Origin of the sequence: Nonomuraea sp. NPDC026600, from assembly GCF_040638335.1 — a bacterium.
Lineage (GTDB): Bacteria > Actinomycetota > Actinomycetes > Streptosporangiales > Streptosporangiaceae > Nonomuraea.
On sequence record NZ_JBEZYD010000021.1, the window covers coordinates 1 to 25920 of the forward strand.

The window sequence follows — 25920 nt, forward strand, 5'->3', positions numbered from 1 at the left end:
CAGCCCCGGCAGAATCGGCGACATCGCCCGCGCGGCGCTTGTCCTCACCCATTTCGAGCACAACCACCTACCGGCAATTCACTGAGATCACGTCAGTCAGTGGTTTATCTCGATTTGATTTATTATAGGCAGATTTGCGTCTAAATTTCGGAAGTACTCGTCTGAATAGGTCGCCCGGGACAGCGCAGATGACCAGCGAGACAATCTCGCCACACAAGAGTGTGCACACGGATGAGGTCTGCACGACGGCTTGCGGCCAGACGCTCTTGATGGTCTGCGGCAGCCCCTTCAGCCTGTCGTAGACCACCATCAGCGCATCGCCGACGCCGCGGTTCTTGATCTCGGCCAGCAGGCCTCAAGATCATCCCGTATATGTCCCGTGATCAAGGTCCTACGGCTGCATGCGGGTGCCCCTCGGCGACCTATCAAGGGTCTGGAAGGCAAGAGACCTGGGGCAGGGAAACCGCAGGTCAGCGTAACGAAATGCCTGGTGGAAATGTGTGCCCCCGGCAGGATTCGAACCTGCGGCACCCGCTTTAGGAGACAGGACCACACTATAGCCCCTTCATGCCTCTCACCTGCGGAAAGCGCCGAGGGGGTGGAAGTTCTGAAACTGAATGGGGAGATATTGGGGAACGATCAAGCCTGAGTGCCATTCTCACGCCCTGCCGCCCGTCCGCGGCGAATGCATCGCGGCACCTAGCGAACGGCCGTCAGCGTATGTCTGCGCCCTGGGCACTGACCCGGAATCGCGGGGACAGGCCACGGGAAGAACGGGGGGTCGTCACGTCGCCTTGAGTGTCCTATCGGGGGATGGGAGCGCCGGGTGCTTGGCACCGCCCACCCCCGAGCGGTGGCCCGGCACGCACCTGAGTGATCGCGTGGCCCCTTTGGGCCGGTGTTACCAGGTCAGCGAGGGTCACATACAGGAAAGGCTATTGAACAATCCTTAGGACGGGTCGGGTATCGGCGATGCCTAGCAACTGTCGAACGCGGCTGGGCTTCCAAGCTAGCTCAGATGCCAGGCGGGTGATTGTAAGATCGGCGTGTCTTTCTGCCAGCTCAAACGCCTTACGCAGCATGGAGGGCTGTTCGCCCGGATAGCTACTTACGGGCTCTGGGGAGAATCCAGGAAGATGCTCCAATGTATTCAGCCGCTGATAGGCCCGGCTGATGGTTGCATCGGAGAATAGGCCGAACTCTCTGTAGCGATAGACTAGCGAGCTTACTGAGACGCCCCAGGTCTTCCGCAAGACCACCAATTGCGAGAAGTCGATCCGGGAAGGCAATAGCGGCTGAAGGCTTGTTCGTGGGGTTAGGAACTCGGCAGCAAACATGTCAGCCTCTCGTTCCTGTCGAGCATCGCCAGTTGCCACTGTATGTAGAACCAGATGACCAAGTTCATGTGCTGCACTGAACCTGTGCCTATATACGTCATCACTGCGATTCGGCGTCAACACGGCAAGGGGCCTCGGCAAGCTACCGCTGGAAAAGGCGTCCGTTTTAGCGGCAGACTCGTCGGGTTCTGGTGTCACCACAACGATTCCACGCGCTTCCATCTGGCGAACGAGATGCCTGACTGGTCCTTCTCCAAGATCCCAATACTTGCGTAGCTCACGGGCAGCCTCCAACGGGTCGAGCGAAAGCTCTACTCCTGGATGAACCTCTCCGCCAGCGAAGCCCGGCAGGTCTACCAGAGGAAGTTGGACTCTCTTCTCAAGCGCATAGGTTAGCTCCCAAACCTGCTCAGCGAAACCCAAGGACCTGTTTCGCTGCATACCAGAAGTTGAGCGCAGAGTACGGAAATGCGCCATCGAAGAGTCCAGTTTGCCATGCGGCCTTCCAGCCAGAAAAAAGGCAATCGGTACGTCAAGTACTTCTGCCAGCCTGGGAATTAGGTCGGCGCGTGGACGAGTGCTTCCAGTTTCATATTGACCAACTGCGGCAGGAGACACGCCTATCTCTGCCGCAACGTCCTTTTTAGTCATCCCGGCAAGGTGTCGAGCTTGTGTAAGGCGGGCAGGATCAAAGCCTTCCCACACCGCCTTAGGCGTGACACGGCCCCCATTAATTCCGGGAAGAGAGAGTTGGTTATCCTTCATCGTTCTCGACAGTGTCGGCGTCCGGAGATTCTCGTTCTGCAGACGGCGGAACATCCCGCTTACGGTCAGCCTCTGGCCTGATTGTCATGTCCGCCTCGGGCATGTCTCCAGTATCGAAGCCGGCAGCCTGCTCTGCCCCTTGCGACGGCTTGGCCTTGCGGACCGGTAGGAGTAGCGATGCTGGCTCACCAACCCAGTCGAGTTCACCACTTTCGGTGAGTAGCGCGGCCTGCCCCCACCATGCTTGCCGGAGACCTGAGAGGTTCATGACGTAAGGGATAAGGACCAATTGAGGCGCTGGCTTCAGCTTCGCTAGCGCTGCCCGCAGATTAACCTTCTCGTCGCTTTCCATCCCGTCGAGATTGAGAGCTTCCCACGAAGGTGCAGGAGAAAAGGCGAATAGCTCCTTTACGATCTGTGTGGGCTTCTTGGGCCACTTGCCGCCAGGTTTGACCCTTTCCTTCTTATCTGCCCGGTAGGGGTACAGCACTACGTTGTGGACGATCACGAGCTTGTACCAGACGCCCAGCCCGTCAATGATCTGTGCGCTCGGAATCTCCAGGGCAGCGATGTATTTCTCCAACTGGTCGAACTGATTCGTCATTCGCGCACCGCTCGCTGCGAACTGGTGCTTCGACTCGGCTTGGGCATGAGTGTTGAGCATCGCGTTCTCGGTGGCGAGCAGGCTGAGAACAATCGCCTCAAGAATCCGATTAGCGTCCTCCTCGCCGAACAGAGCGGCGGCCCAGGGGGGGACGAGCTTCTCCATGCTGACCTGGCTTTCTCTGGATGAACTTCGGGATGATCCAGGACCCTATCATGGACGCTTCAGTTGATCTAGTAAAACTTGCGTGTGGGCTATCGGGGTGGCCCTTCAGTCCTCAGCGCGATGCGCCGGCCGGTCGGTCAGCCTGGTACGGCTTGATGGGGGTTGGCGCGGCTTGAGCCGTACCAGACGGGGTTCGAGCGCCGGTCACGGCCTGTGGGCGGGGGACGCCGAGAAGGTGCGGCTGGCCCCCGGCGCCAACCGCCTTGACGAGATCACCGGGGAATGGGGTGAACACCACTCTGGCTTTCGGGGGAAGGGTCGTCGCTAGAGCGTCCCCGTACCGTCAAAGGTGACCTAGCCGGCAAGACAGAGGTGAGCCATGACGCCAGGGTGTGGAAACTGCGACTGCTTCATGTACCTAGATGGCCAAGTCCTAATTAAGCCACCGACCGAGCGCTGACAGAAGAGGCTGGACTAGCAGTTTTAAAGGTTATGGGCCTTTTGTCGCCCATGTCGTCGTACTACACGGAAAGCCCTGGACATCATGGCGATGACCAGGGCTTTCCGTATTTCTGCTAACGATCCAGGATGGTTGGATCAATCGTGATGGGTTCATCGGGATACTCATACATCCCTGAAAGTGCAGGTGCGAATGCTTCGAGATGCTTTCTCCAGCCCTCTCCGAGCGCGTCCCTAGCTGGCCCGTCTGTGAGTGTGAGAAATCGGAAGTGCCTCAGTCCGTGCAGAAGCACATCAATGTATCGCGGGATGGGCTCACCGGTCGGCGGTGTAGGGGCTGGATTCCCCACCTGCGCGGCAAGGTCCGGCGAAATAGGTGCAGCTTCCGGCCAAAGCTTCCGCGCCAGGCCAGGACTGTGAATTGCCGCAATGTAGGTCAGTATGACGTATCCGCTGTCGGCCCGCCAGCTTGTTGAGTGGATGACCTGAAGCTTATCCCCGATTTCGTGTTCATCTAGGATGTATTGCACTTCGTCGCGCGGTCCGAGATCGTAGGGGACATTTCCACTACGCCATGCGTCAAGTCCACTGATAAGCCATAGTCCGATTTCGTCGGCTACGACCGGCCAGATTTCTACGCGAACGTTCATGGTCTCAGGCATTCTCGCCTCCTGTGGATTCGCCTTGCGACTTGGCGGCACGGATGATTTGCCCGGCTCTTGTCTTACTGACACTCCATCGCTCAGCTAGAACGCTGAGACTCACTCTTTCCGTGTCGTAAATGCGTTTGGCGATCTGTGATCGCAGAGCCGTTAGGTCCTCATACAGCTTGCGCACATGCTCGCTCGCAGCGTCAGCCCGCCGGAATGCCCGATCTAGGTCTTGGTCGGTGCCGATCGTGCGTTCGGCTCGTTCCGCTGCCGCGGAGAACGCGCTGAGTACTGAGGACAGCCGCTTGTCGTCCTCTTCGGTGGTCATGCCCACAGGGTACGTGCAGGGGCTGTTTCCGTAAAGCGCCCCTTGCCGGAAAGAGCCCCTTGACGATTCGTGCAGGGGCGGTTTACGGTAGGAGCGTGCAGAGGCCCTGCACGACTCGCACAGCCGGAAGACCTGGGAAGGCGGCGCAAGCCGCACGCCGACGGGCTGGAGCACATGTCACTTGCCACAACTCCATAAAGGGCCACCGCCTCCCACCGAAAAAGGCGGTCCGCGCAGGGGACTTTGACCCCGCGCACGCTCACGTCCCGACTCATCTCAGAGGAGGAGATGACGATGGCCGCTGTCGAGATCGTCTCGTTCGGCTACCTGCACGGCGCGCCGCCCGTTGCTCATCTGACGCTCGACCTGCGTCAGCACTTCAAGGACCCGCACGTTTCGCCCGAGCTGCGCTACATGACCGCGCACGATGAGCCGGTTCGGGCCACGGTGCTGAACACGCCAGGCATTGCCGCCCTGGTCGAGGCCACTGCCACCGCTGTGACCGCGTTCACCACCGGCCCGAGCGCCGGAAAGGTGACCGTGGCCGATGGCTGCGCTGGTGGCCGGCACCGTGCACCAACCTTCGCCATGGCGCTAGCAGAGCGGTTGCGCCGCGACGGTCTGACCGTCGCCATTCACCACCGTGACTTGGACAAACCCGTAGTCCAGCGCTGACGCCTTGTTGCATGTCCGCCCCGATGGTCGCAGGCAGGGTTCGACTCCCTGCCGGGGCACTCCGGCCGCGCTGCCGGTTCCACCGTCCCAATCCCCGACCAAAGAGAGATCCGCTATGAGGACGTACACGCACTCCGTGGTGTTCACCAGAGGCGTCACGGAGGGATGGGCCGACCCCATCACCGACCCTTCGCTGATCGACTGGACCGCACGCCAGGCCGCCGCTGCGATTCCGTTCTCCGTGGTTGACGGTCGTCCCCTCAACCCCTGCGAGACGACCGGCATCCGCCACGGACGCAACGAACTGGGCCACTGGGGTGAACAGTTGGCCGCCGACGCCATCGTCACCGCCGACACGGCGAGCTCGCGCTGGCTGCTGCTGGTCGAGCGCTCAGACGGCCACGGGTGGGCCGTTCCCGGCGGCTACGTGGAGCCCGGAGAAGACCCGGAGTCGGCGGCGGTCCGCGAGTTGGAAGAAGAGACATGCCTGAACCTGTCGAGCGCGTCTCGCCAGGTACTTCCGGCGCGGTACGTGCCAGACCCACGCGCCAGCGATGAGGCGTGGATGGTCACCGTCCCCGTCACCTTCAAACTGTGCGCCCTGTTCGCCGTCGATCTGCCCGCCGTGGTCGGAGCCGACGACGCCAAGAGAGCCGCGTGGGTGCGCGCGAACAGCTACGCCGACCTGGTCGCTCAGCTCAAGGCGTCCTACGACGGCCAGGTGTTCCGCGCCCACAAGGCCATGCTGCGCGACCTGCTCGGCTGAAGGGCGGCCCTGGCTATGAAGCGACGCAAGGCCGTCCAGTTCTACAGCTCAGACGGCAGTGAGACGCACCTGGGGGACTGCCCGAGGTGGATCGCCATCACCAGGCGCATGCGCCCTGACCTGCGCGAGCGCAGGGTCATCGTCTACGGCACCGGCCCCTGGCGCTGCTGGGACTGCTAGCGCCCGCCTGGCCGACTCGATCGCATTACAGCCCCGATGGTCGCAGGCAGGGTTCGACTCCCCGCTGGGGCGCTCCGGCTACGCATGCCGGGTCACATGCCAAGACAGGAGAACGGACATGGCTTTCAAGTTCTTCATGAACGACAAGGACGGCAACGAGGTCGTGCGCGGGCAGAGCGCGAGCCCTCGCGAAGCGGTCAATTTCCTTCGGGACGAGGCTTCCAAGATCGAGCGTAACAGCCCCAAGATTGCCGCCAACATGCGGCAAGCAGCGGGGCGAATCGAAAAGGCCCGACGCGACAGAAAGCTTCCCTAACGGCCCCTTCCGAACGTCCGCCCCGATGGTCGCAGGCAGGGTTCGACTCCCTGCCGGGGCGCTCCGGCTGACTTCCCAGCCGGCTACCCACCGAGGGGAGTTGCCCCCACATGCAGCCTGTCAAGAGCGTCAGCCGGTTCCTGCCGACGCTGATCCTGCTCGGCGCCGTCATCTACATCTTCACCGACCCGCAGGGCGCCGCTGTGGCGTTCAAGTGGGTCTTTCAGACGGTCGTGACCGGCGGTCAGCAGTTCGCCGCGTTCATCCGCGCCATGGCCAAGTGACCGCCACTTTCCGGCGGGGGCGGCTCTGATCGGCCAAGACGCGAGCCGCCCCCCATTTTTCTCGACTCCCGAAGGAGTAGCACCATCATGGTTCACCGCGAACGTCCTATCCACCCGGCGCGCATGCTGCCCGAGCAGTGGGCGGCAGCGTGGCGTATCGACCACGAGCCGCCGCCCGCCGAGTGTGTCTATGATCCCGACCTGCACACCGGCCCGGCCGGTGAGGTCGAGCCTGCCGACCAGCGCGCCGCCCGTGAGCACGTGGCCCGCGAGGTGTGCGCCGGCTGCCCGGTGCGCGCCTGGTGCGAGCTGTACAGCATGCAGGTTCGCCCGACCTACGGCGTGTGGGCCGGCCGCACCGCTCACGAACTGGCCCTGTTGGGTGTCGAGCTGGACGCGATGCTCCCCGGCGGTCTGTCGGAGGTGGCGTGATGACCACCTCGACCACCCGGCGGACCCTGTCCGCCCCGATCGCCGGCCCGGTCGTGTTCGACCTGGACATGCCGCATGGTCAGATCGACGTGCGCGTCTGCGATGTCGCCCGCGCTGAGATAGGCCTGACCGTGCTGGACCCGGCCGGCAGCCCTGCCGGGCAGGCCGTCGCCGAGGCCGCGTTGACCGCCGAGGTGCGGGTGATCACGGTCCGCGTGCCCACGCCCGATGGTGGCGTGACCGTGAGCAGGCAACGCGGGGGCCTGATCAACGTGGTCGGCAACGTCAATTCCGGGATTATCGTGTCCGGCGGTTCGGTCACCATCTCGGGTGCGACATTCGGCCGCGGCAACCACGTGACCGGCCTGCACGTCGGTGCGGGCATCACGCAGGGCGTGCGCGCCGTCGTCCGGCTCCCGCAGGGGTCGGCGCTGCGGGTACGGACCAAGAGCGCCGACGTCGCCACGAGCGGCGAACTGGAGTGGACGCAGTTCACCTCTGTTTCCGGCAGCCTGCGCCTGGATGCCTGTAGCAAGCTCAACGCCGCTTCGACCTCGGGCGATGTGTCCGCCGACTACGCCGACCATGCCGAGGTGCGCACCGTCTCCGGTGACATCCGGCTCGGCAGGACCGACAGCGCCACCGCCGGCTCTACCTCCGGTGACATCACCATCGGCGACTTCGGCGGTTCGGCGCGGTTGCGCACGATCTCGGGTGACATCGCCGTGCACGCCACCGAGCCCGGCCACGTCACCGCGAACTCCACCTCGGGCGACATCCGTGTCACCGCACCCGCCGAACTGGCCGCCGCCGGCGGTGAGCAGGGCTTGACCGTCGATGCCCGTTCGCTGTCCGGTGACGTGCGCACCCCGCGCCCGCTCCCCGGCCCGCCCCGCCCGCGCCGTCCCCGGCACCGCCCCTAGAAAGGTGGCCCGCGCCATGACTACCAGAAGGGTCAGCGTCCACCTGTCGCCGGACCTCGACCGCTACGCAAGCGGCGAGATCGACGCCACGCAGGTCCGCTGCGCGCTGTGCACGCACGCCCCGTGCGACTGCCCGCCGTTCGGCTCCCCGCAGTATTTCGAGCTGATCGACCGTCGCCACAACCCGGAAAGGACAGCCTGATGTCTCGTATCCGCGCCGCCTTCTGGGACCCGGCCGGCGAGCGCTACGGCATGCCGACCTACCCGTGGCGGATGGCCCCCGCCCACCTGCTTACGATGCGTCAGCTCACCGCCGAGGGGCTACGGCCCGGCGGGCAGGGCGTACAGGCGCAAGTGCTGTGGCGCTCCAAGCGGCACGGCGCCCCCGGTGTGCGCGCCGCCTACCTGTATGACGTGCGGTTCGCGCTGCCCAAGCGCACCGCCACCGCGCGTCAGCGCGTCGCCCTCGGCAAGGCCAACGCGGCCCGCCGCACTTGCCCCGAGTGCCTACGCGATGCCGGCTACGTGTTGCCCCGCCACCTCGGCACCTGCCTGGACTGCGCGGAGGAGGTCGCGGCATGACCGCTCCCGAGGGATACGCCCCCGGTATCAAGGTCCGCTATCACGGCTCCCTCACCGACCAGCACGGCGAGTACGTCATCCTCGACGTCTGCGAATGCGGTGCCTGTGACGAGGCCGACGATTGGGCAGCGTTCACCCGCATGCCTCGTCAGCCTCGCTATGTCCTGGCCACCGGGCGCGGCGAGCGTGCGCACCTTGCCCATGTCCGTCACGCGAGCGTGACGCCGTGAACGGCCTCATGACCCGTCCGCCCGCCGAGGCTGCAACGCCTCGGCTGTCGGTGGTGTCTGCCCCGCCCGTCCTGGTGTCCGACCCGGCCGGCCTGTTCGCCGAGCTCGCACGGCTGGCCCTGCCGCTCGGCGAATACGTCGTGTGCGGTAGCGCCGCGCTGTACGTGCGTGGCCTGCGCGCCCGGATGGGAGACCTCGACGTGGTCGCGCGCGGCCCGGCATGGGCCAAGGTGCTGACCCTAGGCGTGCCGCCGCGCGTCGCGCTGTCCGGTCATGGCCTGGTCGTCAACCACCCGCGCGCCGCCATTGAGTTCGTCGATCGGTGGACGGCCGGTTGGCCGACCGAGTACCTGATCGCCTCCGCCGACCTGATCGACGGCATCCCGTTCATGCGTCTGGGCGACGTCCTGGCCTGGAAACAGCGCGCCCGCCGCCCCAAGGACCTGCCCGACATCGCCGCCGTCCACCGGCTACGCCGCCTGTGGAACGACGACCCCGCCCCCGCACACAAGACCGATTGGAGGAAAGCCGCATGAGCACCGCGACACCGACTCCCGACCCTGGACCGGAGGACATCTCCCGCGCCCTGGCCGAGATCGAACGCCACCTGATCGACCCGCCCCCGCCCGACACGCCCGACACGACGGACGCGCCGCCCGCGCCGGTTGAGCAGGACGACGACGGCCAGACTCGGCGCGTACGGCAGTTGCGCGCCGAGGTCGCCGAGGCCCGCCACCTGGCAGCCCTGCAGATCGACGACACGCCGCTTCTGCTGGACACCCCCCGAGTGCGCAAGCGCCGCCGGAAGGCCCACGAGGCTGCCCGGCTGCACCTGCTCGGGCAGGACCCGGCTATGCGCGCCTGGCAGGCCGGCCGGATGCGCCGCATCCTGGTGACCGCGCTCATGGTCGCTCTGGTGTTGGCGCTGGCGTGGTCCACCGCCGGCGTGCAGCACTTCGCCGCTGAGGGCGCCGAGGCGTGGTCACCCGCGTGGATGTTCGCGTGGCTGGTCGAGCCGTTCATGTCGATCGCCCTGCTGGGCGTCGTCGGGGCTCGCGCCTACCTCGGCACCCAGGGCCGGCCGCTCAACGACCGCAAGCTGATCCGCATCGAGTACCTGTTCCTGGCCCTGACCCTCGGCATGAACGCCTGGCCGTACCTGCCGTGGGCGCTGGCCGAAGGGCAGCAGTTCTCTCTGTCCCGGTTGGTGCTGCACGTGCTGGGGCCGATCGTGGCGGTCGCGATCGTCATCGCGCTACCGATCATCCTGGCCGCGTTCTCCCAACTGGACTACACCCGCACAGACGACGGGCTTACCGGCCTTTCGTACAGCACGAACACCGGTGATCGGGTAAGGCGGACCGCCGCCGAGGTGGCCCCGCTGATCGAACGCGCGCAGGTGCTCATCACGGCCGGCACCCTGCCCGCGCACCCGAGCGCCTACAGGATTCAGCGTGCGCTGCGCTGCGGCATGGACGACGCCCGTGCCGTCCGCGACGCCCTCGCTCCTGAGGCCGCGTGACGAACCCCGCAGGGACGGCCCGCTCATCGAACCCCCGTCGATCGACACCCCGCCAACGAAAGGCAATCGCATGACCAGACAGATCACTCTGACCCGGCACGTAGCCGCGCTTCTGTCGTGGCTGAACACCGCCCACCCGCCCACCGAGCACGAGATCGCCACGCGCATCCTGAAGATCGGCGAAGAGTTCGGCGAGGTGGTCGCGGCCTACATCGGCGTGACCGGCCAGAACCCGCGCAAGGGCGTCAGCTCCACCCGCGCCGAGTTGACCGGCGAACTGTGCGACGTCGTCATCGCGGCCATGACCGCGCTGGCCACCGTCGCCGGCGACGCCGAGCAGGCCGACCGGATCCTGCATGAGCACCTGTCCGCCCGTCACCCGCGGCTGCCGGCGCTGGTTCGCGCCGGCGCCGCGTGAAAGGAGGCACGCCCGTGTTCACTCTCACGTTCATGCTCATCGTCAGCCTGCTCTGCCTGGCCATACCGGTGGTCATCTACCTGCGGATGCTCATCACCGGCCCGGCCGACCGCGCCCGCATCCACACCCGCATGGCCGCCCATCGGCGCGGCCCCGAGCAGGACACGGCCCCCAGTCGCCAAACCGAAGCCGTGCCCTGCCACCCCGTCGCCCAAGGAGCATCCGAGGTGTCTTCATCATGACCGACCGCCCGACCGACTTCGACACCCTCACCGACCCGCCGCCCGAGGTCGACACCGACTCCGAGGTCGGCCCCGGCGCCGACCTCGGGCAGGGCGCGCAGGTGGTGGACCTGGACACGGCGGCCGCTGACCTGCTGCCGTACGGGACGCTGCCGCCGCCCACCCCCGGCCTGCACGATGACCCGCTACGGGCCGTCCATGACACCTCCTACGAGGTCGAGTTGGACGAGCCCTCGGACGAGACCGACGCCGGTGCCACCTCGGCGCCGGTGCCGGTGGACCCGCCCGCGCCCGTCCTGCTGGAGTCCGAGCAGGGCGACAAGCGCCGCCCGATCATCCCGCCCGGTCTGCGTCGGGGCAGCCTGCCCGGCACCGTCCGCAGGACGGCGGGTCAGGTGGCGTACGTGGCCGGTTTCCACGCCGCCCGCGCCCCCTGGTACACCCTCCAAGCGCTGTGGTGGGCGATCGTCGGCGTGTTCCGGCTGATCGGCCGGCAATTCAGATGGTGGTGGGTCATCGAGCAGTACACGCTGTTGCAGAACAGCGCCAGTGACAACGACCCGGCGATGTGGCTCAAGCTGCACCGGGAGGGCAAGGCCACCCGCCGGTGGCGCGGCATCGCCCTGTTCTTCCAGATCATCGCCCTCGGCATCGTCATTCTGATCGCCATGGGCGCCGACCTGGCCCCCCTGTGGTGGGCGGGTACAGCCGTCGTCCTGGTGCCGGCGCTGGCCCGCTACGGGCGTCCGGCCGGCCGACAGATCATCCCGACCGCCGTGGTCAGCAACCGCTACCGGCTGCTCAACAGCGATGTCGTGCTCCGGGCGTACTACGCCGCCGGCCTCGGTCACCCGGACAAGCCCAATCAGCAGGTCAAGTTCGGCTCTCGGATGTCGCGCGACAACGCCGGGACCGGCTCGGAGGTGCTGGTGGACCTGCCCTACGGCAGAACGTTCGAGGATGCGGTCAAGGCCCGCGGCTCCATCGCCTCCGGCCTGGACGTCACCGTCCAGCAGGTCTACCTGACCCGCGACGCCACCTCCAACCGGCGGCACATGCTGTTCGTGGCCGACCGCGACCCCCTGGCCATCCCCGCCGGCCGGACACCGCTGCTAGACGGCAAGGCGCGCAACATCTGGCAGCCCGCCCCGTTCGGGCTGGACGAGCGCGGACGCAAGGTGATGCTGCTGCTGTTGTGGATCTCGATTCTGGTCGGCGCGCAGCCGCGTAAGGGCAAGACGTTCGCGGCCCGACTGCTGGCCCTGTACGCGGCCATGGACCCGTACGTAAGGCTTACCGTGGTCGATGGTAAGGACAGCCCGGACTGGCGCAAGTTCGCGCTGATCGCGCACCGCATCATCTTCGGCACCATGCCCAACCGCGACGGCGACCCGGTCGAGATGCTGCTCGACGCGCTGCGGGAGATCAAGGCGCACATTCAGCAGGTCAACCAGTTCCTTTCCACGCTGCCCGTCACCGAATGCCCGGACGGCAAGCTGACCGAGGAACTGTCGCGCAAGTACGCGAACCTGCGGGTGTGGGTCCTGGTCATGGAGGAGTTCCAGGTCTACTACGAGCTGGACGACCAGGAGACGAACAAGGAGATCGCCTCCCTGCTGTCGTTCATCATGGCGGTTGGCCCGTCCGCCGGCGTCATCATCCTGTCCAGTAGCCAGAAGCCCGGCGGGGTCGGCGCCGGCGACGTGCAGCGGTTGTTCAACCGCTACCGCGACAACCACGCCGTGCGCTTCGCGCTCAAGTGCGGCAACCGCAACGTCTCCGACGCCATCCTCGGCGGTGACGCCTACTCCGAGGGGTTCGACGCCTCCTCCCTGCCGATCGGCAAGCAGTATCGCGGGGTCGGCTACCTGTACGGCGCCTCCGACGACACCCCGACCGTGCGCACCTACCTGGCCGACGCCGCCGACGCCGAGAAGATCCTGACCACCGCCCGCGCCCTGCGCGAGCGCGCCGGGACGCTGACCGGCTACGCCGCCGGCCAGACCATGACCCGCGAAACGCGCGACGTGCTGGCCGACGCCCTGTCGGTCTTCCAGGGCGGCAGTGAGACCGGCCATCCCTGGACGGTGCTGGCCGCCCGGCTGGCCGAGCGCATCCCCGAGCACTACGCCGACCTGACTGCCGACGCCATCTCCGCTCAGCTTCGCGCCCTCGGCGTGCCGAGCGTGGACGTCAAGCGCGACGGCAAGGCACTCAAGGGAGCCAAGAAGACGGCCATCACCGCCGCCATCGACCGCCGCCAAAACGGCGCCGAATAGCCCGCCCGCGCGCCCGGTGGACCCCCGCTCCGAGGGTTCGCCGGGTCGCGGAACTCCCGCGACCGGTCGCGGTGGCGCGACCCGCCCCGCGACCGCCTAAATACCGTCTGACCAGCCCGAATATCCGCAGGTCGCGGGTAGCGGGCTTGGCTTCCCACGCCCTGAAACCGGCTCTGGAGACCTGCCATGACCCCTCTGGCCGCGACCGCGACCACCCACCTCGCGACCCCCGTCGCAACCCCGATCCCGGCCGTCGCCGTCGCACTGGCCCTGCTGTGGCTGCTCGGCTACGCCGCCGCCTGCGCCGCCGACCCGTTCGGCTGCTGCCGCCGCTGCAAGGGGCACGGCAAGACGCTCAAGCCGAACGGGCGCGTCAAACGCTGGTGCCGCCCCTGCGACGGCACCGGCCTACGCCTGCGCATCGGTCGGCGCCTGTACAACTACCTGCGACGGCTGCACCGCGACGGCGCCCGCTGACCCCTGCGCCTCATTCCTCCAACGCCCCGAGGCCGGACACCCGCCCATCCCGGACATCGGCCAGCGCTTGCACATAGCCGGTTTCGACCGCGCTCTGCACGATGTTGGAAATCGGCTCGGGCATGTCCATCCAGCCGCCCCACGCCGAGCACAGATTCGCGGTCGCCTCCCGCGCCTGCCGCGCGTCGCTCGCATCCTCACGCGGACCCCCGCGCAGCACGTTCACCGACCACTCCCACGCCGCCAGGTCGTCACCGGCGTAGCTCTCCTCAGCCATACGCCTGACGGTACGCGCCGACACCCGCCCGCACACCCAATCTCACGATCTGAAAAGGATCGCTCCGCCATGCCCAAAAAGATCTATGGCCTTGACGCCGTCATCCCCGGAAGCCTCTGGGCCGACACGCGCGCCCGAGGCCGGACCGTCCTGATCGACGCCATCGACGGCCAGCACGCCATCTGTACGACCCTGACCAACTCCCACGAAGTGCAGCGCCTCATCGACCTAGCCGACCCGGACGCGCACGGCACCACCCACGACATGCGCGGGACCACCCGCCGCATCCTGCTGGACCGGTTCCGGCCGACCAGCAACGGGTTCACGTTCGTCACCGCGAGCGCAGCCCACCTGTCCGCCCGCCTCACCGCCCGCTGAAACCCGGAAGGAAACCCGCTATGTCCGGCGAGACCACCATCACCATCATCGGCAACCTGACCGCCGACCCCGAACCGCACGTCACCCAGAGCGGCCTGTCGGTGACGAGCTTCACCATCGCCTCCGCCGCCCGCACCTACAACAAGCAGGTTGAGCAGTGGCAGGACGGCGAAGTCCTGTTCATGCGCTGCTCGGCGTGGCGCGACCTCGGCGAGCACGTCGCCGAATCGCTCACCAAGGGCTCACGCGTGATCGCCTCCGGCCGGCTGCGTCAGCGCACGTTCGAGACCACCGACGGCGACAAGCGCACCGTCATGGAGATGACCGTAGACGAGATCGGCCCCTCACTCCGGTTCGCCAACGCCCGGCCCGTCAAGGCCGCCCGCGGCAACGGTCAGGCCAACCACAACGGCAACGCCACCAACGGCGGCGCGCCGGCAGGCGGGTTTGACGACCCGTGGGCCAGCGCCACCCCCGCCGCAGTCGGGGCGCGCGGTGGCGGGTGGAACGGCAACGGCGACGAGCCGCCGTTCTGACCCTCCCGGTTCCTGGCGCCTCGGGGCGACGCGGCCTGCTCTCACCCGCCGTCGTCGCGCTGAGGCGCACCCGCTCCCTGAAAGGACCTGTGTTCCATGCCGCGAACCACCCTGACCGCCGAACCCGGCGCCACCCAGGCGTCGCTGTTCGTCGTCGCGCCCGACGACGCCGCCGCGGTGGCGTCGGGCGTGCGCTGCACCGCCGCGGACCCAGCCGCCAGCGACGCCGCGCTGATCGGTGACGGCTACGGCTGGCTGGCCGCCGCGCTGCCCGCCCCGAGACCGCCCACCTGCCCGGCCTGCCACCGCCCGACCGTGCTGCCCGCCGCCGCCCCGGTGCTGTGGACCTGCCCGCGCTGCCACCCCACGGAGACCCGATGACCACCACACTCACCGCCCCCGCGGCGCCCGCCACGGTCACCCCGGACGGCTGCTACGTGCGCGAGCACGCCGGGCACCGCATGACCGTCCACAGCCCCGCCGGGTTCGAGCCGGCCGCGTTCGCCCGGTTCACCGCCGCCGAACCGATGCTGGGGCTGGACGTGGAGACCAGCGCCATCGACGACAAAGGACCGCGCCAGTTCGACCCGGCGTTCACGGTCCGGTTGGTCCAGTTCGGCTCACCCGATCAGGCGTGGGTCCTGGACCCGACCGACCCCACCCAGCATGCCGCGATCCGGGCGACGCTGGCCGACCCCGCACGCCGGTTCGTCACCCACACTACCTACGACCCGCTGGCCATCTGGGCTGCGTTCGGCATCGCGCTCGGGCAGCGCGTCATCGACACACACCTGATCTCCAAGCTGATCGACCCCGACGAACGCGCCGGCCACGGGCTCAAAGAGCTGACCGGCCGCCACCTGGACGACGGCCTGAAGCACGCCGAGGCCGCGTTGCACGCCCGGATGCGCGCCCTGGCCCCGACCGGACACCGCGCCGGCAACACCTGGTGCACCTGGGGATGGAACCACCTGCCCACCTCCGAAGAGGCATACGTCGTCTACGCCGGGCTGGACGCCGTCTACGTGCGCCGACTGCTGCCGGTGCTGCTACGGCACTGCCTCGACTTCACCCACCTCGTGCGCATGGAACAGTGGTTGGCCGCCCGCGCCACCGCCATCACCATCCGCGGCCTGCTGCTGGACCGCCCCTACACCACCGCCCTACTCGACCAAATCCAGCGCGAACACCACACCGCCGAGACCCGCATCCAACAGGCCCTCGGCTTCCCCGGCAACTCACCCCGCTTCGCCGCCTGGCTGGACGACCACCTCACCGAGGCCCGCGTCAGCGCTGCCGATCTGCCGCGCACCCCGACCGGCCGACTGAAGGTCACCGCCGACACCCTCACCACCCTGACCGACCAGCACGCTGGCGCGCTGCCCGAGCAGGTGCGTGAGCTGTTGGCCGCCCGGCGGGTGATGGCCGCCACCTCCAACCTGATCGCCAACCTGACCGCGTTCCTGCGTGCCGCCGACCCCGCCGGCCGCGTGCACCCGCAAATCAACACCCTGCGCGCCAAGACCGCCCGCATGAGCGTCACCGGCCCGGCGTTGCAGACACTCAAGAAACACGACCCGCGGCTACGGCACTGCTTCCGCGCCGATCCCGGCCACGTGCTCATCTCCTGCGACTTCTCCCAAGTAGAGGTCCGGGTGGCCGCAGCCCTGTCCGGCGACCCGACCCTGAAACGGGTGATCGCATCCGGAACCGACATTCACGACGCCACCGCCGCCCTGATGTACGGCGACGGCTACACGCCCGAACAGCGCACCATCTCCAAGCGCTGTACCTTCGGCACCCTGTACGGCGGTGGCGCTACTGCACTGGCCGGTCAGACCGGCGTCACACCGGAGGTGGCCCGGCAGGTCATCGACCGTTGGCAGTCCACCTACCCGCGCGTGATCGCCTACACCAAACGCCTGGCCGACCAGAAGACGGTGACCACGCCGAGCGGCCGACGCATCCCCGCCGACCCGGCCCGCGGCTACGCCAACGGCAACTACATGGTGCAATCCACCGCCCGTGACCTGCTACTGGCCGCCGTCTACACCTTCGCCACCACCCACCCCGAGGCCAAGCTGTGGCTGTTCGTGCATGACGAGGTCATCATCCAGGCCCCCGCCCGCGACGCCGAACGCCTGTGCAACGCGCTTCGGCAGGCCATGACGACCACCTTCCAGGGCGTACCGATCGTGGCCGACGCCGACATCCTCGGCACCCATTGGGGCCACCTGCCCGACCAGCCCGCCGAGGCGCACCCGGAGGCGACATGACCGCAACCACGACGCCCATTCCAATCAACCGCGACGTGTCGCGTGCCGCCGGCGCAACGCGACACGTCGCCTGCGACGTCGAGCCCGACGCGTCGTGTACGGCGGCCGCTCTACACAAGGCGTCGCGTTCCACCACGGCGCAACTCGACGCCTCGCCTTCTGACAACGGCGGGCAACGGGTCTGCGCTTGGTGCTCTGGCCCGATCCCCGCCGCGGTCAGGCGGGATGCGGTGTGCTGTTCGGTGCGTTGCCGACAGGCGCGCCACCGCTTCACCCGCACTGTGGGCGCCGGCGGCCAAGGCGTAGCGGTTGGCCAGCCGCTACGGCTGGCCTACGCCGACCCGCCCTATCCGGGCAACGCGCGCCTGTATCGCGGACACCGTGACTACGCCGGCGAAGTCAACCACCAGGAGCTGATTCGCCACCTGATGACCTACGACGGGTGGGCGCTGTCCACCTCTGCCACCGCCCTGCCCGCGGTGCTGGCGCTGTGCCCGCCGGATGTGCGGGTGGCGGCCTGGCACCGCGGCGAGCGTCCCACCCCCAGCAAGTGGCCGCTCAGCGCGTGGGAACCGGTCATCTACACCCAGGGGCGCCCCTCTGACCTGTCGCGTAGGTCCTGCACGACGCGACGGGTGGACTCCCTCGTGCATGGGGTCTCAGCCATGACCACGTTGCCCGGCAGGGTCATCGGCGCCAAACCTGCCGCGTTCTGCCGGTGGCTGTTCGACCTGCTCAGCGCCACTCCCGGCGACAGCTTCGACGACCTGTTCCCCGGCTCTGGTGCCGTCAGCCGAGCGTGGGCCGTCTTCGCCGGCAGCCCTGTCCCGTCGCCTGCGGCCGAAAGCGACGCGTCGCCTCCAGCTGAGAACGACGCATCACCAGGTCCACACGACGCGTCGTCTCCGCCGGCATACACGACGGCTGACCGCCACCCGGAAGGAGGGCTACATGCAAGCCGTTGAAGGCCGCCATCACAACGCGCCTGCGGTGTTCTACCTCGGCACACACCACCCGCATTGGCTGGCTGACGAGCGTTTCCAGGAGGTGCCGCTGTTCGTCTCCTCCCGCCGCCTACGCAACCGCAAGACGCTACCGCGTGCGGTGGGCCGGTGGGCGCTCGACTCCGGCGGCTTCACCGAGATCAAAATGCACGGCCAGTGGACCATCACGCCCGCCGAGTACGCCGAACTCGTCTGCTGGTACGCCCGCGATATCGGGATGCCCGACTTCGTGGCCCCGATGGACTGGATGTGTGAGCCCCCGATCATCTACGGCAAGAACCAGCACCTCAACCGCACCGACCCGAGGTTTTTCCACGGTACCCGTGCTGCCCGCGGCATCCCGCCAGACGGCCCTGACGAGCCGTTAGACGATGCGGTCCACAAGCACCAGACATGGACTGTGGCCAACTACCTCGAACTGCGCGACCTGCTGCCCACAGAGCTCAAAGGGCGTCTGATTCCCGTGGTCCAGGGATGGCTGCTCAGGCACTATCTCGCGATCGTGGGCATGTATGCCGACGCCGGCGTTGACCTGTGCACGCTGCCGCGCGTGGGCCTCGGCAGCGTCTGCCGGCGCCAGCACACTGGCGAGATTGCCGAGATCGTCGGCACCCTGGCCGACCGTGGGCTGCGCAATACCCACGGGTTTGGCGTCAAAGCTGACGGGCTGGACCTGTACGGCGCCGACCTCAGCTCAGCCGACTCCCAAGCCTGGTCAGATGGCGAACGGCACCGCGGCTACCCCCGCTTTCCCGAGTGCGCGGGCGTGCACAAGAACTGCGCCAACTGCCCCAAGGCCGCCCTGCGTTGGCGCAGCAAAGTCGTTGACCGGCTTACGCGAGCTCGCCGCCGCCCCTATCAGCTCGGTCTGTTCGACCAAGCTGCCTGACCTGCCATCCCCCAACTGGTGGCCATGCCAGCCATCCGACAAGGCCACCAGTTGGGGGAAGCCCGTCCCGATCAAGCCTGTGACCTGCCCAAACGAGAGGGTTCATCATGACTAACCTGCTCACCGCCGCCTACGCCGCCCGGCGCGGCTGGCACGTCTTCCCGCTCACCCCCCGCGGCAAGTACCCCGCCCGCGGCTTCACTGACTGGGAGCACAACGCCACCACCAACCTCGACCGGCTGACCGCCTGGTGGCGACGCGCCCCCTTCAATGTCGGCATCGCGTGCGGCCCGTCCAACCTGCTCGTCATCGACTTGGACCTGCCCAAAGTCGGCGAGCAGCCGCCCGCCGCATGGGCTGCACGTGGCGTCGCATCCGGTGAGCAGGTCTTCCGCCATCTGTGCGCCGACCACGGCCGGCCCTACCCCGACGACACCCGCGCCGTGACCACTCGCCGCGGTGGCCTGCATCTGTACTTCATCGCCCCGCCCGGCCTGCACCTGGGCAACACCTCCGGGTCGCGCGGCAACGGGTTGGGCTGGCTCATTGACACGCGCGCACGCGGCGGCTACGTCGTCGGCCCCGGCAGCTACGTGGCCGCCCGCGACGGCACCGGCCCCTACACCCTCACCCGCGACCGGCCACCCGCCCCGCTACCCGACTGGCTGACCACCGCGCTCACCCCGCCCCCGCCGCAACCCGCCTCGACAACGCCGGTCGCCGAACTGCTGGCCGGCCTGCCCGCCCGGCGGCTGTCCACTTACGGCCGGAAAGCCCTGACCGGTGAAGTCGAGCGGGTGACCGCCGCGCCGGACGGAGGCCGCAACCGCGCGTTGAACCTGGCCGCCTGGAAACTCGGCAAGCTCATCGCCCGCGGCGCGCTTCCCCGCGAGCTCGTCGAACGCGCCCTGCAAGCCGCCGCTGAGACCGCCAACAGCCACAGCCGCGACCCGCGCCCGCCTCACGCGTTGGCCGCCGTCATCGGCTACGGCATCGAGGCCGGCATACGCGCCGCATGAACCCGACCCACCTGGGAGACACCATGACCCAACCGCATCCGCCCACCGGCGCCGCCCTGCTCGACCAGCTCCGCGCCGCCCTGACCCGCTACGTCATCCTGCCCACCGACCAGGCCGCCGACGCCGTCACCCTGTGGATTGCCACCAGCCACGCCCAACCCGCCATGGCACACGCTCCGCGCCTGGTCATCCGCGGCCCGGAAAAGCGATGCGGCAAGTCCCGGCTGCTCGACATCGTGGAGGCCACCTGCCACAACCCGTTCATCACCGTCAACTCCAGCTCTGCGGCGGTCTACCGCTCCATCACCGCCGATCCGCCCACCATCCTGGTAGACGAAGCTGACACCATCTTCGGTCCCAAAGCGGACGGCAACGAAGACCTACGCGGCCTGCTCAACGCTGGCCACCAACGCAACCGGCCGGCCAAACGCTACGACGCCAACAGCAACACCGTCTTGTCCATCCCGACCTTCGCGATGGCCGCACTCGCCGGCATCGGCACCATGCCCGACACCATCGAAGACCGCGCCGTCATCGTCCGCATGCGCCGACGCGCCCCCGGCGAGACCGCCGCGCCCTACCGCCACCGCCGCGACCGCACCCCACTGCGTGACCTGGCCGCCGCGCTTAACCAGTGGCTCCGCGAAGACCTGCACGTGTTGGAGGAATCCGAACCCGCCATGCCCGTCGAAGACCGCGCCGCCGACACCTGGGAACCCCTGGTTATCATCGCCGACCACGCCGGCGGCACCTGGCCCGACCGCGCCCGCGCCGCCGCCATCGCCCTGACTGCCGAAGCCGACGACAACGGCCGCCCCTCCGCAGGGCTACGCCTGCTGTCCGACTGCCGCACCGCGTTCGGCGCCGATACCGCCCTGCCCACCGCTGTCCTGCTCGAACGGCTCAAAGCCGACCCAGAAGGAGGATGGGCCGAACACGGAGCAACGGGCCTGACCCCGCGAAAGCTCGGCGTCATGCTCAGCGAGTACGACATCCGCTCAGCCAACATCCGTTTCCCCGCCGGACAGGCCAAGGGCTACCAGCGCGCCGACTTCGCGGACGCCTGGGCACGCTACTGCCCCGCCCTTGACCCCCTTCCCGAGGGCGATGTCGTGCCATTCGAGCGGGGTATCCGTCCCAACCGTCCCAACCTCGTCAGCGCAGGTCAGCGCGGGACGGAAAGCATACCTGGGACGGGTTGACCCGTCCCACCCCTTCTACCCGTCCCAGGCTTGACCTGCGGAAATGAGCTTGGGACGGATGGGACGGATACCCCCGCACAACCGCGCCCGCTGCACCGCAACGGCCTCGGCGACAGCCGCCCGGCACACCGCCGAGGCCACCCATTCCCGCACCGATCTGCACGCCCGGAAGGACCGCGCCAGATGGCCGCTACCGTCACCCGCCTGCACACAATGCTCACCCTCCCCGAACTCTGCACCGAACTCCAGATCTCCCGATCCACCTTCTACGACTGGCGACAGAAAGGCCGCGCCCCACGCTGCATCAAGCTGCCCAACGGCGACCTACGCATCCGCCGCACCGACCTCGACAACTGGCTGAACGCCCGACAGGACGCCGCCTAATGAAGAACACCACCTACGACGTACGAGTGTTCAAGACCGAGGCCCGCAAGAACGCGGCTGGCAAGGTCACCTCTTATCGGGTTGAGTGGCTCACCGCCGACAAGCGCTGTCGTAAGACCTTTCAAAAGAGCGCTCAGGCGGATGCCTATCGAAGCAAGCTGCTTACCGCTGCCCGCGACGGAGAGCCGTTTAGTCTGCTCACTGGCGAGCCCGTGAGTTGGAACCGCACTGAACGGCCTGAGATGAGCTGGTACGACTTCGCCGGCAAATTCGTGGATATGAAGTGGAAGGGAGCTGCCGCGAAATACCGCCAAGACATCGCGCGCGCTCTCACAGCAGCTACACCCGCGATGTACACCACGACGCGCGGCAAGCCTGAAGACGGCGTGCTCCGCGGGGTGATGCACCGCTGGGGTTACAACACCAAACAGCGCAACGAGGCACCCGAGGAAGCCGCCGCCGCATTACGCTGGCTTGCCAACAACACCAAGTCCGTTTCCGCGCTTACCGATGACGTCGGACTCGTGCGCGACCTTCTCGACTCGGCAACCTCGCTCGTGAACGGCAACCGCGCCGCCGCCAATACCGTCCGCAAGCATCGAATGCTGCTCTCCAACGCTCTCGATTACGCCGTAGAGCTGAAACTGCTCCCAGAAAATCCACTCAAGACCCTCAAATGGAAACCGCCCGTCAGCGCATACGAGGTAGACCGGCGAAGTGTCGTCAACCACGCACAGGCCAAGGCGTTGCTCGCCGCTGTGGAAGCACAGAGGCCGAGCGGCAAACGACTCGTTGCCTTCTTCGGGCTCATGTACTACGCGGCTCTACGTCCGGAAGAAGCCATCAACCTGCGCCATGACAACGTCACACTCCCGCCTCTGGTCAAAAATCCGGAGACCGGCAAGCTTGAAGAACCCGCCGACGCGTGGGGAGAACTGCACTTGCGCAAAGCTGCGCCGTATGCCGGGCGAGCCTGGACCGACACCGGTACGGCACGCGAGGAACGCGCGCTCAAACACCGTGCCGAAGGGCACATCCGGCCTGTGCCCATCTCACCACCGCTGGTCAAAATCCTCCGTGCCCATCTGGCAGAGTTCAGCGACGGCCCTGGGGAACGACTGTTCTACGGGGTGCAGGGAGGTGAGTTGCCGTTCATCACCTACCGGCGCGCATGGAAGGCCGCCCGAGAAGCTGCCCTGACAGAGAAGGAGTTCGCCTCTCCGCTGGCCGGCCGACCGTACGATCTGCGCCACGCCTGCGTGTCCACCTGGCTCAATGCCGGCGTTCCCGCGCCTCAAGTCGCCGAGTGGGCCGGCCACAGCGTTGACGTGCTGTTGCGGATCTACGCGAAGTGCATCGTCGGCCAAGACCAGGCCGCCAAGCGCCGGATCTCCGATGCCCTTGACGGGTGATCGCGTGGGGAGGCATTGGGGAAGACCAGCCGCAAACGATCGGTGACAGCCGGACACAGCCGGACACACAACAAAGCCCCTGACTGGCGTTCCCGCTGGTCAGGGGCATATCTCTGCTGGTCGTGATTGGTGCCCCCGGCAGGATTCGAACCTGCGGCACCCGCTTTAGGAGAGCGGTGCTCTATCCCCTGAGCTACGGAGGCGGACTCCGTAAGCCTAGCGAAACTACGGCAGTGCGTGGGACGTCGGGCGGAGGTGAGTTTGGTGGGGTGGGTCATGGGTGCTCTGAGCTGCAGTAAAGGCATGGCAAGCGATCAGATTGTTGCTCGTCCCGCGTGGATAGCGTCGGTCTGTGACCAGAAGGCGACGTAGTCAGGTGCGTAGGCGGCCTGTTGTGTTGATTGCGGCTGTGTCGGCGCCGGGGATCCTCGCTGGGGGGTTGTTGGTGGGGGAGTTGACCGGGTACGAGCGGGCGGTGGCGCAGCAGGGGATGCGGGTTGATGTCGTGGCTCGGATGGCGTTTGAGCCGGTTTTGGTGCCTGCGCCTGCTCGGCCTGAACGGTGGTACGAGGGGGTGGTGCCAGAGATTGTGCGGGTTGTCGCACCCGCGCCGGAGCCGGCGAAGCAGGCGGAAGTGGTGGTGCCTTCTGCGCCTGTTGTTGTGGAACGGCGTGCGGCCGAGCCTGTGCATAAGGAGCGGGCGTGTGCGGGGGAGTGGGTGGATACGTGGCTTTGGGATGTGTGTCGCGAACATAAGCGGCGGCCCGGGCGGGAGGTGGATGAAGGGGAGGAGGTGAGTGAGGGAGGAGAGGCGGACGTGTGGGAGGGGTGGCCTGCTTGATGTGTTCGCTGTGGATGGTGCTTGTCGGGTCTGGGTGTAGTGGCGCTTCGGAGGCCCCGGTATGACGCTGGTGTGGGTGTCGGTGGTCGTGTATAGCTGCTGGCGTACACGGAGTCGTTGTCTGGGATGTCTGCCGAGATGGGATGTCGTTCGCGTGGTGCATGGCTCGTGGAGGCGTCCGCGATATGGTCCGTGCTGCCGTGTGGATGCGGGCTCGGCTGCCGTCTATGAGGCGTACTCATGAAGCCGAGTGTGCGTTGATGCGACTGTGAGTTGTGCGGCATTTGTCTGCCTGGCTGACCGTCTCAGCGTCTGTCTGGATGTAGAACGTGGTCCCGTGGGCGCCCCACAGTCGATCATGCGCCCCGGCGCCCGCTGAATGGGTTGAATGTCCGTTCAGATGGGCCTGCCGTAGGGGTGGGCGTTTCTGTCTGAGATGTCCCCGTGACAAGCGTATGAAGGCAGGCGGGAGGGGTGGTGGGCGTACAAAGTGGTTCTTACACGTCATAACAGCTCTTCAGAGTTCGGTCCGGGCACTCCAGGGGCTGTAGTAACGTGCGTGCCGGACACTGGTAACAGAGTTGCAAACGGAGGAGTCGACAGTGCCATCCCCTCGGTCAGCGGGTCTGATCGCGGTTGTCATGGCCATGACTTCCCTGTTCGGGCTGCCTGTGGCCGCTCCTGCGCACGCTGATCGGCGGGATCCGGCGGGTCTTACTGAGCTCCGTAAGGAGGCCGAGAAGTCGGCCAAGGAGCTCGAGGACGCGACCAAGGCGCTGGAGAAGCGTCGTAACGACATCGCCACCTCTGAGAAGACGCTGACGGGCAAGCTGAACGCCCTGCAGGAGGCGGAGAGGAAGCTTGCCGTGATTCGGCAGCCGGTGTCACAGATGGCTGAGTTGCTGTACGAGCAGCCGGTCGGGGGCGATGGGATTGCGCCGTTCCTGTCTGGTGATGCTGATGCGGGGACGTTGCGGGCCATGACCAGCACCGCTCATATCGTGGCGAATCGGCAGCAGGTGGTGGAGCAGACCAGCACGCTCTACAAGGAGACCGAGCGGCTGGCCGGCGAGGCGCAGGAGCTGCGGGCGTCGAATCTGCTGGCTGAGGCGCAGATGGCGGCAGAGATCGACACGCTCAGGCAGCGGTCCGACAAGATCGTGAAGTCGTTGACCGCGGCGCTGGTGAAGTTGGGCATCAAGGTCGACAAGGTGGGGCGGGCGGCGCTGGGGTGCAATCCCTTGCGGGCGGCTACAGCTAACTCGTATCCGAATGGGTTGATCCCGAAGGCGATGTTGTGTCCGTTGCAGCAGAAGGGAATGAGCCTCAGGGCTGATGCGACGATCGCCTTCGTCAGCTTGAATGAGGCCTACCGGCGGCGGTTCGGTAAGCAGATGTGCGTGACTGACGCGTACCGCAACCTGGCTGAGCAGCAGTCGGTTTACTATCGGCGGCCGGGGTTCGCGGCGGTGCCGGGGCGGAGCAACCACGGTCTCGGGCTGGCCGTTGACCTTTGTGGCGGGGTGGAGCGGTTCCGGTCGGTGGAGTTCGTGTGGATGGAGACCAACTCCAAGAAGTATGGGTGGTTCCATCCGTCCTGGGCGTACAGCAGTCCGTTCGAGCCGTGGCATTGGGAGTACGACCCGAAGATGGACTCGGTTCTTTAGACGGGGGCGACCTCGGCGCAGCAGTGGGCGCAGCGAGTGGCGGCGTTTGGGATCTCGGACAGGCACTCGGGGCAGCTCCGATGGGTGATCTCCTCTCTGGTGGCGGCACGGTCCTTGAAGTGGGTGTACGGCCTGACGACCAGGAAGTAGACGACCGCCGCGATCATCAGGAACGAGATCACGGCATTGATGAACTCGCCGTACATGAAGTTGGAACGGCCGACGGTGAACTTCAGGGTTGAGAAGTCGGGCAGCCCGCCGAAGGCGGAGATCAGTGGCGTGAGCAGGTGGGTCACGAACGAGTTGACGATGGCATTGAAGGCCGCGCCGATGACCACTGCTACGGCCAGGTCGATGACGTTCCCCTGCATGAGGAACTTCTTGAATCCACTCATGATCCG

34 protein-coding genes and 1 tRNA gene are annotated in these 25920 nt (G+C 67.0%); 27 read left to right on the forward strand and 8 right to left on the reverse strand.

The features are described 5' to 3' along the window. Positions 1 to 67: 67 nt before the first annotated feature. The 5 genes from AB0F17_RS37540 to AB0F17_RS37560 form a co-directional block, all read right to left on the reverse strand. Positions 68 to 352, reverse strand: a complete 285-nt coding sequence (locus tag AB0F17_RS37540; protein ID WP_358033374.1) for a transposase — start codon at positions 350 to 352, stop codon at positions 68 to 70. 583 nt (positions 353 to 935) lie between these two features. Beyond that, complete coding sequence (locus AB0F17_RS37545) at positions 936 to 2156, reverse strand: XRE family transcriptional regulator (RefSeq protein ID WP_358032812.1); 1221 nt, start codon at positions 2154 to 2156, stop codon at positions 936 to 938. Further along, positions 2092 to 2871, reverse strand: a complete 780-nt coding sequence (locus AB0F17_RS37550) for a hypothetical protein (protein WP_358032816.1) — start codon at positions 2869 to 2871, stop codon at positions 2092 to 2094. The genes AB0F17_RS37545 and AB0F17_RS37550 overlap by 65 nt, the downstream gene beginning before the upstream one ends. 575 nt (positions 2872 to 3446) lie before the next feature. Beyond that, a complete protein-coding gene (locus AB0F17_RS37555) occupies positions 3447 to 3992 on the reverse strand; it encodes a hypothetical protein (RefSeq protein ID WP_358032819.1) in 546 nt (181 codons plus the stop codon). Continuing rightward, complete coding sequence (locus tag AB0F17_RS37560) at positions 3985 to 4308, reverse strand: hypothetical protein (protein ID WP_358032821.1); 324 nt, start codon at positions 4306 to 4308, stop codon at positions 3985 to 3987. The genes AB0F17_RS37555 and AB0F17_RS37560 overlap by 8 nt, the downstream gene beginning before the upstream one ends. A 243-nt stretch (positions 4309 to 4551) precedes the next feature. On the opposite strand from AB0F17_RS37560, the gene AB0F17_RS37565 reads away from it, so the two are divergent. The 16 genes from AB0F17_RS37565 (at position 4552) to AB0F17_RS37640 (ending at position 13634) form a co-directional block, all read left to right on the forward strand. Next, complete coding sequence (locus AB0F17_RS37565; protein WP_358032824.1) at positions 4552 to 4983, forward strand: RNase adapter RapZ; 432 nt, start codon at positions 4552 to 4554, stop codon at positions 4981 to 4983. Positions 4984 to 5098: 115 nt separating this feature from the next. Further along, entirely contained in the window at positions 5099 to 5749 is a 651-nt protein-coding gene (locus AB0F17_RS37570) for an NUDIX domain-containing protein (protein WP_358032827.1), read from the forward strand. A 15-nt stretch (positions 5750 to 5764) separates the two neighbouring features. Then, on the forward strand, positions 5765 to 5929 hold the full coding sequence (locus AB0F17_RS37575; protein ID WP_358032831.1) for a hypothetical protein: 165 nt from the start codon (positions 5765 to 5767) through the stop codon (positions 5927 to 5929). 118 nt (positions 5930 to 6047) lie between these two features. Beyond that, positions 6048 to 6245, forward strand: a complete 198-nt coding sequence (locus AB0F17_RS37580; RefSeq protein ID WP_358032834.1) for a hypothetical protein — start codon at positions 6048 to 6050, stop codon at positions 6243 to 6245. Positions 6246 to 6355: 110 nt separating this feature from the next. Beyond that, a complete protein-coding gene (locus tag AB0F17_RS37585) occupies positions 6356 to 6529 on the forward strand; it encodes a hypothetical protein (protein WP_358032838.1) in 174 nt (57 codons plus the stop codon). Positions 6530 to 6616: 87 nt separating this feature from the next. Beyond that, a complete protein-coding gene (locus AB0F17_RS37590) occupies positions 6617 to 6961 on the forward strand; it encodes a WhiB family transcriptional regulator (protein ID WP_358032841.1) in 345 nt (114 codons plus the stop codon). After that, entirely contained in the window at positions 6961 to 7884 is a 924-nt protein-coding gene (locus tag AB0F17_RS37595) for a DUF4097 family beta strand repeat-containing protein (protein WP_358032844.1), read from the forward strand. The genes AB0F17_RS37590 and AB0F17_RS37595 overlap by 1 nt, the downstream gene beginning before the upstream one ends. Positions 7885 to 7900: 16 nt before the next feature. Further along, complete coding sequence (locus tag AB0F17_RS37600; RefSeq protein ID WP_358032846.1) at positions 7901 to 8086, forward strand: hypothetical protein; 186 nt, start codon at positions 7901 to 7903, stop codon at positions 8084 to 8086. After that, positions 8086 to 8466, forward strand: coding sequence for an RRQRL motif-containing zinc-binding protein (locus AB0F17_RS37605; RefSeq protein ID WP_358032849.1), 381 nt, complete (start codon positions 8086 to 8088; stop codon positions 8464 to 8466). Before AB0F17_RS37600 ends, AB0F17_RS37605 begins: the two co-directional genes overlap by 1 nt. Then, positions 8463 to 8696, forward strand: a complete 234-nt coding sequence (locus AB0F17_RS37610) for a hypothetical protein (protein WP_358032852.1) — start codon at positions 8463 to 8465, stop codon at positions 8694 to 8696. The genes AB0F17_RS37605 and AB0F17_RS37610 overlap by 4 nt, the downstream gene beginning before the upstream one ends. Beyond that, a complete protein-coding gene (locus tag AB0F17_RS37615; protein ID WP_358032855.1) occupies positions 8693 to 9232 on the forward strand; it encodes a hypothetical protein in 540 nt (179 codons plus the stop codon). The genes AB0F17_RS37610 and AB0F17_RS37615 overlap by 4 nt, the downstream gene beginning before the upstream one ends. Then, positions 9229 to 10218: a hypothetical protein gene (locus AB0F17_RS37620; RefSeq protein ID WP_358032858.1), complete on the forward strand. Its 990-nt coding sequence runs from the start codon at positions 9229 to 9231 to the stop codon at positions 10216 to 10218. Before AB0F17_RS37615 ends, AB0F17_RS37620 begins: the two co-directional genes overlap by 4 nt. A 70-nt stretch (positions 10219 to 10288) precedes the next feature. Then, positions 10289 to 10636: a MazG-like family protein gene (locus AB0F17_RS37625; RefSeq protein ID WP_358032861.1), complete on the forward strand. Its 348-nt coding sequence runs from the start codon at positions 10289 to 10291 to the stop codon at positions 10634 to 10636. A gap of 14 nt (positions 10637 to 10650) precedes the next feature. Then, positions 10651 to 10878, forward strand: a complete 228-nt coding sequence (locus AB0F17_RS37630) for a hypothetical protein (protein WP_358032863.1) — start codon at positions 10651 to 10653, stop codon at positions 10876 to 10878. Continuing rightward, positions 10875 to 13157 (forward strand): hypothetical protein, encoded by a 2283-nt coding sequence (locus AB0F17_RS37635; RefSeq protein WP_358032865.1) that lies wholly within the window; start codon positions 10875 to 10877, stop codon positions 13155 to 13157. Before AB0F17_RS37630 ends, AB0F17_RS37635 begins: the two co-directional genes overlap by 4 nt. A 186-nt stretch (positions 13158 to 13343) precedes the next feature. Continuing rightward, positions 13344 to 13634: a hypothetical protein gene (locus AB0F17_RS37640; protein ID WP_358032868.1), complete on the forward strand. Its 291-nt coding sequence runs from the start codon at positions 13344 to 13346 to the stop codon at positions 13632 to 13634. Between the two features lie 10 nt (positions 13635 to 13644). Here AB0F17_RS37640 and AB0F17_RS37645 read toward each other — a convergent pair whose 3' ends face one another. Continuing rightward, positions 13645 to 13911 carry a hypothetical protein gene (locus tag AB0F17_RS37645; RefSeq protein ID WP_358032870.1) on the reverse strand — a complete coding sequence of 89 codons (267 nt, stop codon included), beginning with the start codon at positions 13909 to 13911 and terminating at the stop codon, positions 13645 to 13647. Between the two features lie 69 nt (positions 13912 to 13980). On the opposite strand from AB0F17_RS37645, the gene AB0F17_RS37650 reads away from it, so the two are divergent. The 10 genes from AB0F17_RS37650 to AB0F17_RS37695 all read left to right on the forward strand — a co-directional run bounded on the left by AB0F17_RS37650 (position 13981) and on the right by AB0F17_RS37695 (position 23011). After that, positions 13981 to 14289, forward strand: coding sequence for a hypothetical protein (locus AB0F17_RS37650; protein ID WP_358032873.1), 309 nt, complete (start codon positions 13981 to 13983; stop codon positions 14287 to 14289). Between the two features lie 20 nt (positions 14290 to 14309). Next, complete coding sequence (locus AB0F17_RS37655; protein WP_358032875.1) at positions 14310 to 14825, forward strand: single-stranded DNA-binding protein; 516 nt, start codon at positions 14310 to 14312, stop codon at positions 14823 to 14825. Positions 14826 to 14921: 96 nt separating this feature from the next. Further along, on the forward strand, positions 14922 to 15206 hold the full coding sequence (locus AB0F17_RS37660) for a hypothetical protein (RefSeq protein WP_358032878.1): 285 nt from the start codon (positions 14922 to 14924) through the stop codon (positions 15204 to 15206). After that, positions 15203 to 17101 (forward strand): DNA polymerase, encoded by a 1899-nt coding sequence (locus AB0F17_RS37665; protein WP_358032881.1) that lies wholly within the window; start codon positions 15203 to 15205, stop codon positions 17099 to 17101. The genes AB0F17_RS37660 and AB0F17_RS37665 overlap by 4 nt, the downstream gene beginning before the upstream one ends. After that, positions 17098 to 18066: a hypothetical protein gene (locus tag AB0F17_RS37670; RefSeq protein ID WP_358032884.1), complete on the forward strand. Its 969-nt coding sequence runs from the start codon at positions 17098 to 17100 to the stop codon at positions 18064 to 18066. The genes AB0F17_RS37665 and AB0F17_RS37670 overlap by 4 nt, the downstream gene beginning before the upstream one ends. Next, on the forward strand, positions 18053 to 18994 hold the full coding sequence (locus AB0F17_RS37675; RefSeq protein WP_358032888.1) for a hypothetical protein: 942 nt from the start codon (positions 18053 to 18055) through the stop codon (positions 18992 to 18994). The genes AB0F17_RS37670 and AB0F17_RS37675 overlap by 14 nt, the downstream gene beginning before the upstream one ends. Before the next feature lie 107 nt (positions 18995 to 19101). Beyond that, the gene (locus AB0F17_RS37680) at positions 19102 to 20013 is read left to right on the forward strand and encodes a bifunctional DNA primase/polymerase (protein ID WP_358032891.1); all 912 of its coding nucleotides are present in this window, start codon (positions 19102 to 19104) and stop codon (positions 20011 to 20013) included. A 23-nt stretch (positions 20014 to 20036) separates the two neighbouring features. Next, the gene (locus tag AB0F17_RS37685) at positions 20037 to 21215 is read left to right on the forward strand and encodes a DUF3631 domain-containing protein (RefSeq protein ID WP_358032894.1); all 1179 of its coding nucleotides are present in this window, start codon (positions 20037 to 20039) and stop codon (positions 21213 to 21215) included. Between the two features lie 183 nt (positions 21216 to 21398). Then, a complete protein-coding gene (locus tag AB0F17_RS37690; protein ID WP_358032897.1) occupies positions 21399 to 21599 on the forward strand; it encodes a helix-turn-helix domain-containing protein in 201 nt (66 codons plus the stop codon). Then, the gene (locus AB0F17_RS37695; RefSeq protein WP_358032900.1) at positions 21599 to 23011 is read left to right on the forward strand and encodes a tyrosine-type recombinase/integrase; all 1413 of its coding nucleotides are present in this window, start codon (positions 21599 to 21601) and stop codon (positions 23009 to 23011) included. The genes AB0F17_RS37690 and AB0F17_RS37695 overlap by 1 nt, the downstream gene beginning before the upstream one ends. A 127-nt stretch (positions 23012 to 23138) precedes the next feature. Here AB0F17_RS37695 and AB0F17_RS37700 read toward each other — a convergent pair. Beyond that, positions 23139 to 23214: transfer RNA gene (locus AB0F17_RS37700), tRNA-Arg, on the reverse strand. A 1285-nt stretch (positions 23215 to 24499) separates the two neighbouring features. Between AB0F17_RS37700 and AB0F17_RS37705 the strand changes: the two genes are divergently transcribed. Further along, positions 24500 to 25519: a D-alanyl-D-alanine carboxypeptidase family protein gene (locus AB0F17_RS37705; RefSeq protein WP_358032902.1), complete on the forward strand. Its 1020-nt coding sequence runs from the start codon at positions 24500 to 24502 to the stop codon at positions 25517 to 25519. Here AB0F17_RS37705 and mscL read toward each other — a convergent pair. Next, on the reverse strand, positions 25516 to 25914 hold the full coding sequence (gene mscL, locus AB0F17_RS37710; protein ID WP_358032904.1) for a large conductance mechanosensitive channel protein MscL: 399 nt from the start codon (positions 25912 to 25914) through the stop codon (positions 25516 to 25518). The genes AB0F17_RS37705 and mscL overlap by 4 nt on opposite strands. Between the last annotated feature and the right edge of the window lie 6 nt (positions 25915 to 25920).

Bases quoted from the DNA above. Each gene is read 5' to 3' on its own strand.
- AB0F17_RS37705 (WP_358032902.1), top strand. From the start codon at position 24,500: ATGACTTCCCTGTTCGGGCTGCCTGTGGCCGCTCCTGCGCACGCTGAT.
- AB0F17_RS37545 (WP_358032812.1), bottom strand. From the start codon at position 2,156: ATGTTCCGCCGTCTGCAGAACGAGAATCTCCGGACGCCGACACTGTCG.
- AB0F17_RS37595 (WP_358032844.1), top strand. From the start codon at position 6,961: ATGACCACCTCGACCACCCGGCGGACCCTGTCCGCCCCGATCGCCGGC.
- AB0F17_RS37635 (WP_358032865.1), top strand. From the start codon at position 10,875: ATGACCGACCGCCCGACCGACTTCGACACCCTCACCGACCCGCCGCCC.
- AB0F17_RS37685 (WP_358032894.1), top strand. From the start codon at position 20,037: ATGACCCAACCGCATCCGCCCACCGGCGCCGCCCTGCTCGACCAGCTC.
- AB0F17_RS37575 (WP_358032831.1), top strand. From the start codon at position 5,765: ATGAAGCGACGCAAGGCCGTCCAGTTCTACAGCTCAGACGGCAGTGAG.
- AB0F17_RS37675 (WP_358032888.1), top strand. From the start codon at position 18,053: ATGCAAGCCGTTGAAGGCCGCCATCACAACGCGCCTGCGGTGTTCTAC.
- AB0F17_RS37650 (WP_358032873.1), top strand. From the start codon at position 13,981: ATGCCCAAAAAGATCTATGGCCTTGACGCCGTCATCCCCGGAAGCCTC.
- AB0F17_RS37640 (WP_358032868.1), top strand. From the start codon at position 13,344: ATGACCCCTCTGGCCGCGACCGCGACCACCCACCTCGCGACCCCCGTC.
- AB0F17_RS37695 (WP_358032900.1), top strand. From the start codon at position 21,599: ATGAAGAACACCACCTACGACGTACGAGTGTTCAAGACCGAGGCCCGC.
- AB0F17_RS37665 (WP_358032881.1), top strand. From the start codon at position 15,203: ATGACCACCACACTCACCGCCCCCGCGGCGCCCGCCACGGTCACCCCG.
- AB0F17_RS37680 (WP_358032891.1), top strand. From the start codon at position 19,102: ATGACTAACCTGCTCACCGCCGCCTACGCCGCCCGGCGCGGCTGGCAC.
- AB0F17_RS37580 (WP_358032834.1), top strand. From the start codon at position 6,048: ATGGCTTTCAAGTTCTTCATGAACGACAAGGACGGCAACGAGGTCGTG.
- AB0F17_RS37610 (WP_358032852.1), top strand. From the start codon at position 8,463: ATGACCGCTCCCGAGGGATACGCCCCCGGTATCAAGGTCCGCTATCAC.
- AB0F17_RS37620 (WP_358032858.1), top strand. From the start codon at position 9,229: ATGAGCACCGCGACACCGACTCCCGACCCTGGACCGGAGGACATCTCC.
- AB0F17_RS37625 (WP_358032861.1), top strand. From the start codon at position 10,289: ATGACCAGACAGATCACTCTGACCCGGCACGTAGCCGCGCTTCTGTCG.
- AB0F17_RS37555 (WP_358032819.1), bottom strand. From the start codon at position 3,992: ATGCCTGAGACCATGAACGTTCGCGTAGAAATCTGGCCGGTCGTAGCC.
- AB0F17_RS37690 (WP_358032897.1), top strand. From the start codon at position 21,399: ATGGCCGCTACCGTCACCCGCCTGCACACAATGCTCACCCTCCCCGAA.
- AB0F17_RS37600 (WP_358032846.1), top strand. From the start codon at position 7,901: ATGACTACCAGAAGGGTCAGCGTCCACCTGTCGCCGGACCTCGACCGC.
- AB0F17_RS37645 (WP_358032870.1), bottom strand. From the start codon at position 13,911: ATGGCTGAGGAGAGCTACGCCGGTGACGACCTGGCGGCGTGGGAGTGG.
- AB0F17_RS37560 (WP_358032821.1), bottom strand. From the start codon at position 4,308: ATGACCACCGAAGAGGACGACAAGCGGCTGTCCTCAGTACTCAGCGCG.
- AB0F17_RS37550 (WP_358032816.1), bottom strand. From the start codon at position 2,871: ATGGAGAAGCTCGTCCCCCCCTGGGCCGCCGCTCTGTTCGGCGAGGAG.
- AB0F17_RS37660 (WP_358032878.1), top strand. From the start codon at position 14,922: ATGCCGCGAACCACCCTGACCGCCGAACCCGGCGCCACCCAGGCGTCG.
- AB0F17_RS37655 (WP_358032875.1), top strand. From the start codon at position 14,310: ATGTCCGGCGAGACCACCATCACCATCATCGGCAACCTGACCGCCGAC.
- AB0F17_RS37570 (WP_358032827.1), top strand. From the start codon at position 5,099: ATGAGGACGTACACGCACTCCGTGGTGTTCACCAGAGGCGTCACGGAG.
- AB0F17_RS37605 (WP_358032849.1), top strand. From the start codon at position 8,086: ATGTCTCGTATCCGCGCCGCCTTCTGGGACCCGGCCGGCGAGCGCTAC.
- AB0F17_RS37670 (WP_358032884.1), top strand. From the start codon at position 17,098: ATGACCGCAACCACGACGCCCATTCCAATCAACCGCGACGTGTCGCGT.
- mscL (WP_358032904.1), bottom strand. From the start codon at position 25,914: ATGAGTGGATTCAAGAAGTTCCTCATGCAGGGGAACGTCATCGACCTG.
- AB0F17_RS37590 (WP_358032841.1), top strand. From the start codon at position 6,617: ATGGTTCACCGCGAACGTCCTATCCACCCGGCGCGCATGCTGCCCGAG.
- AB0F17_RS37585 (WP_358032838.1), top strand. From the start codon at position 6,356: ATGCAGCCTGTCAAGAGCGTCAGCCGGTTCCTGCCGACGCTGATCCTG.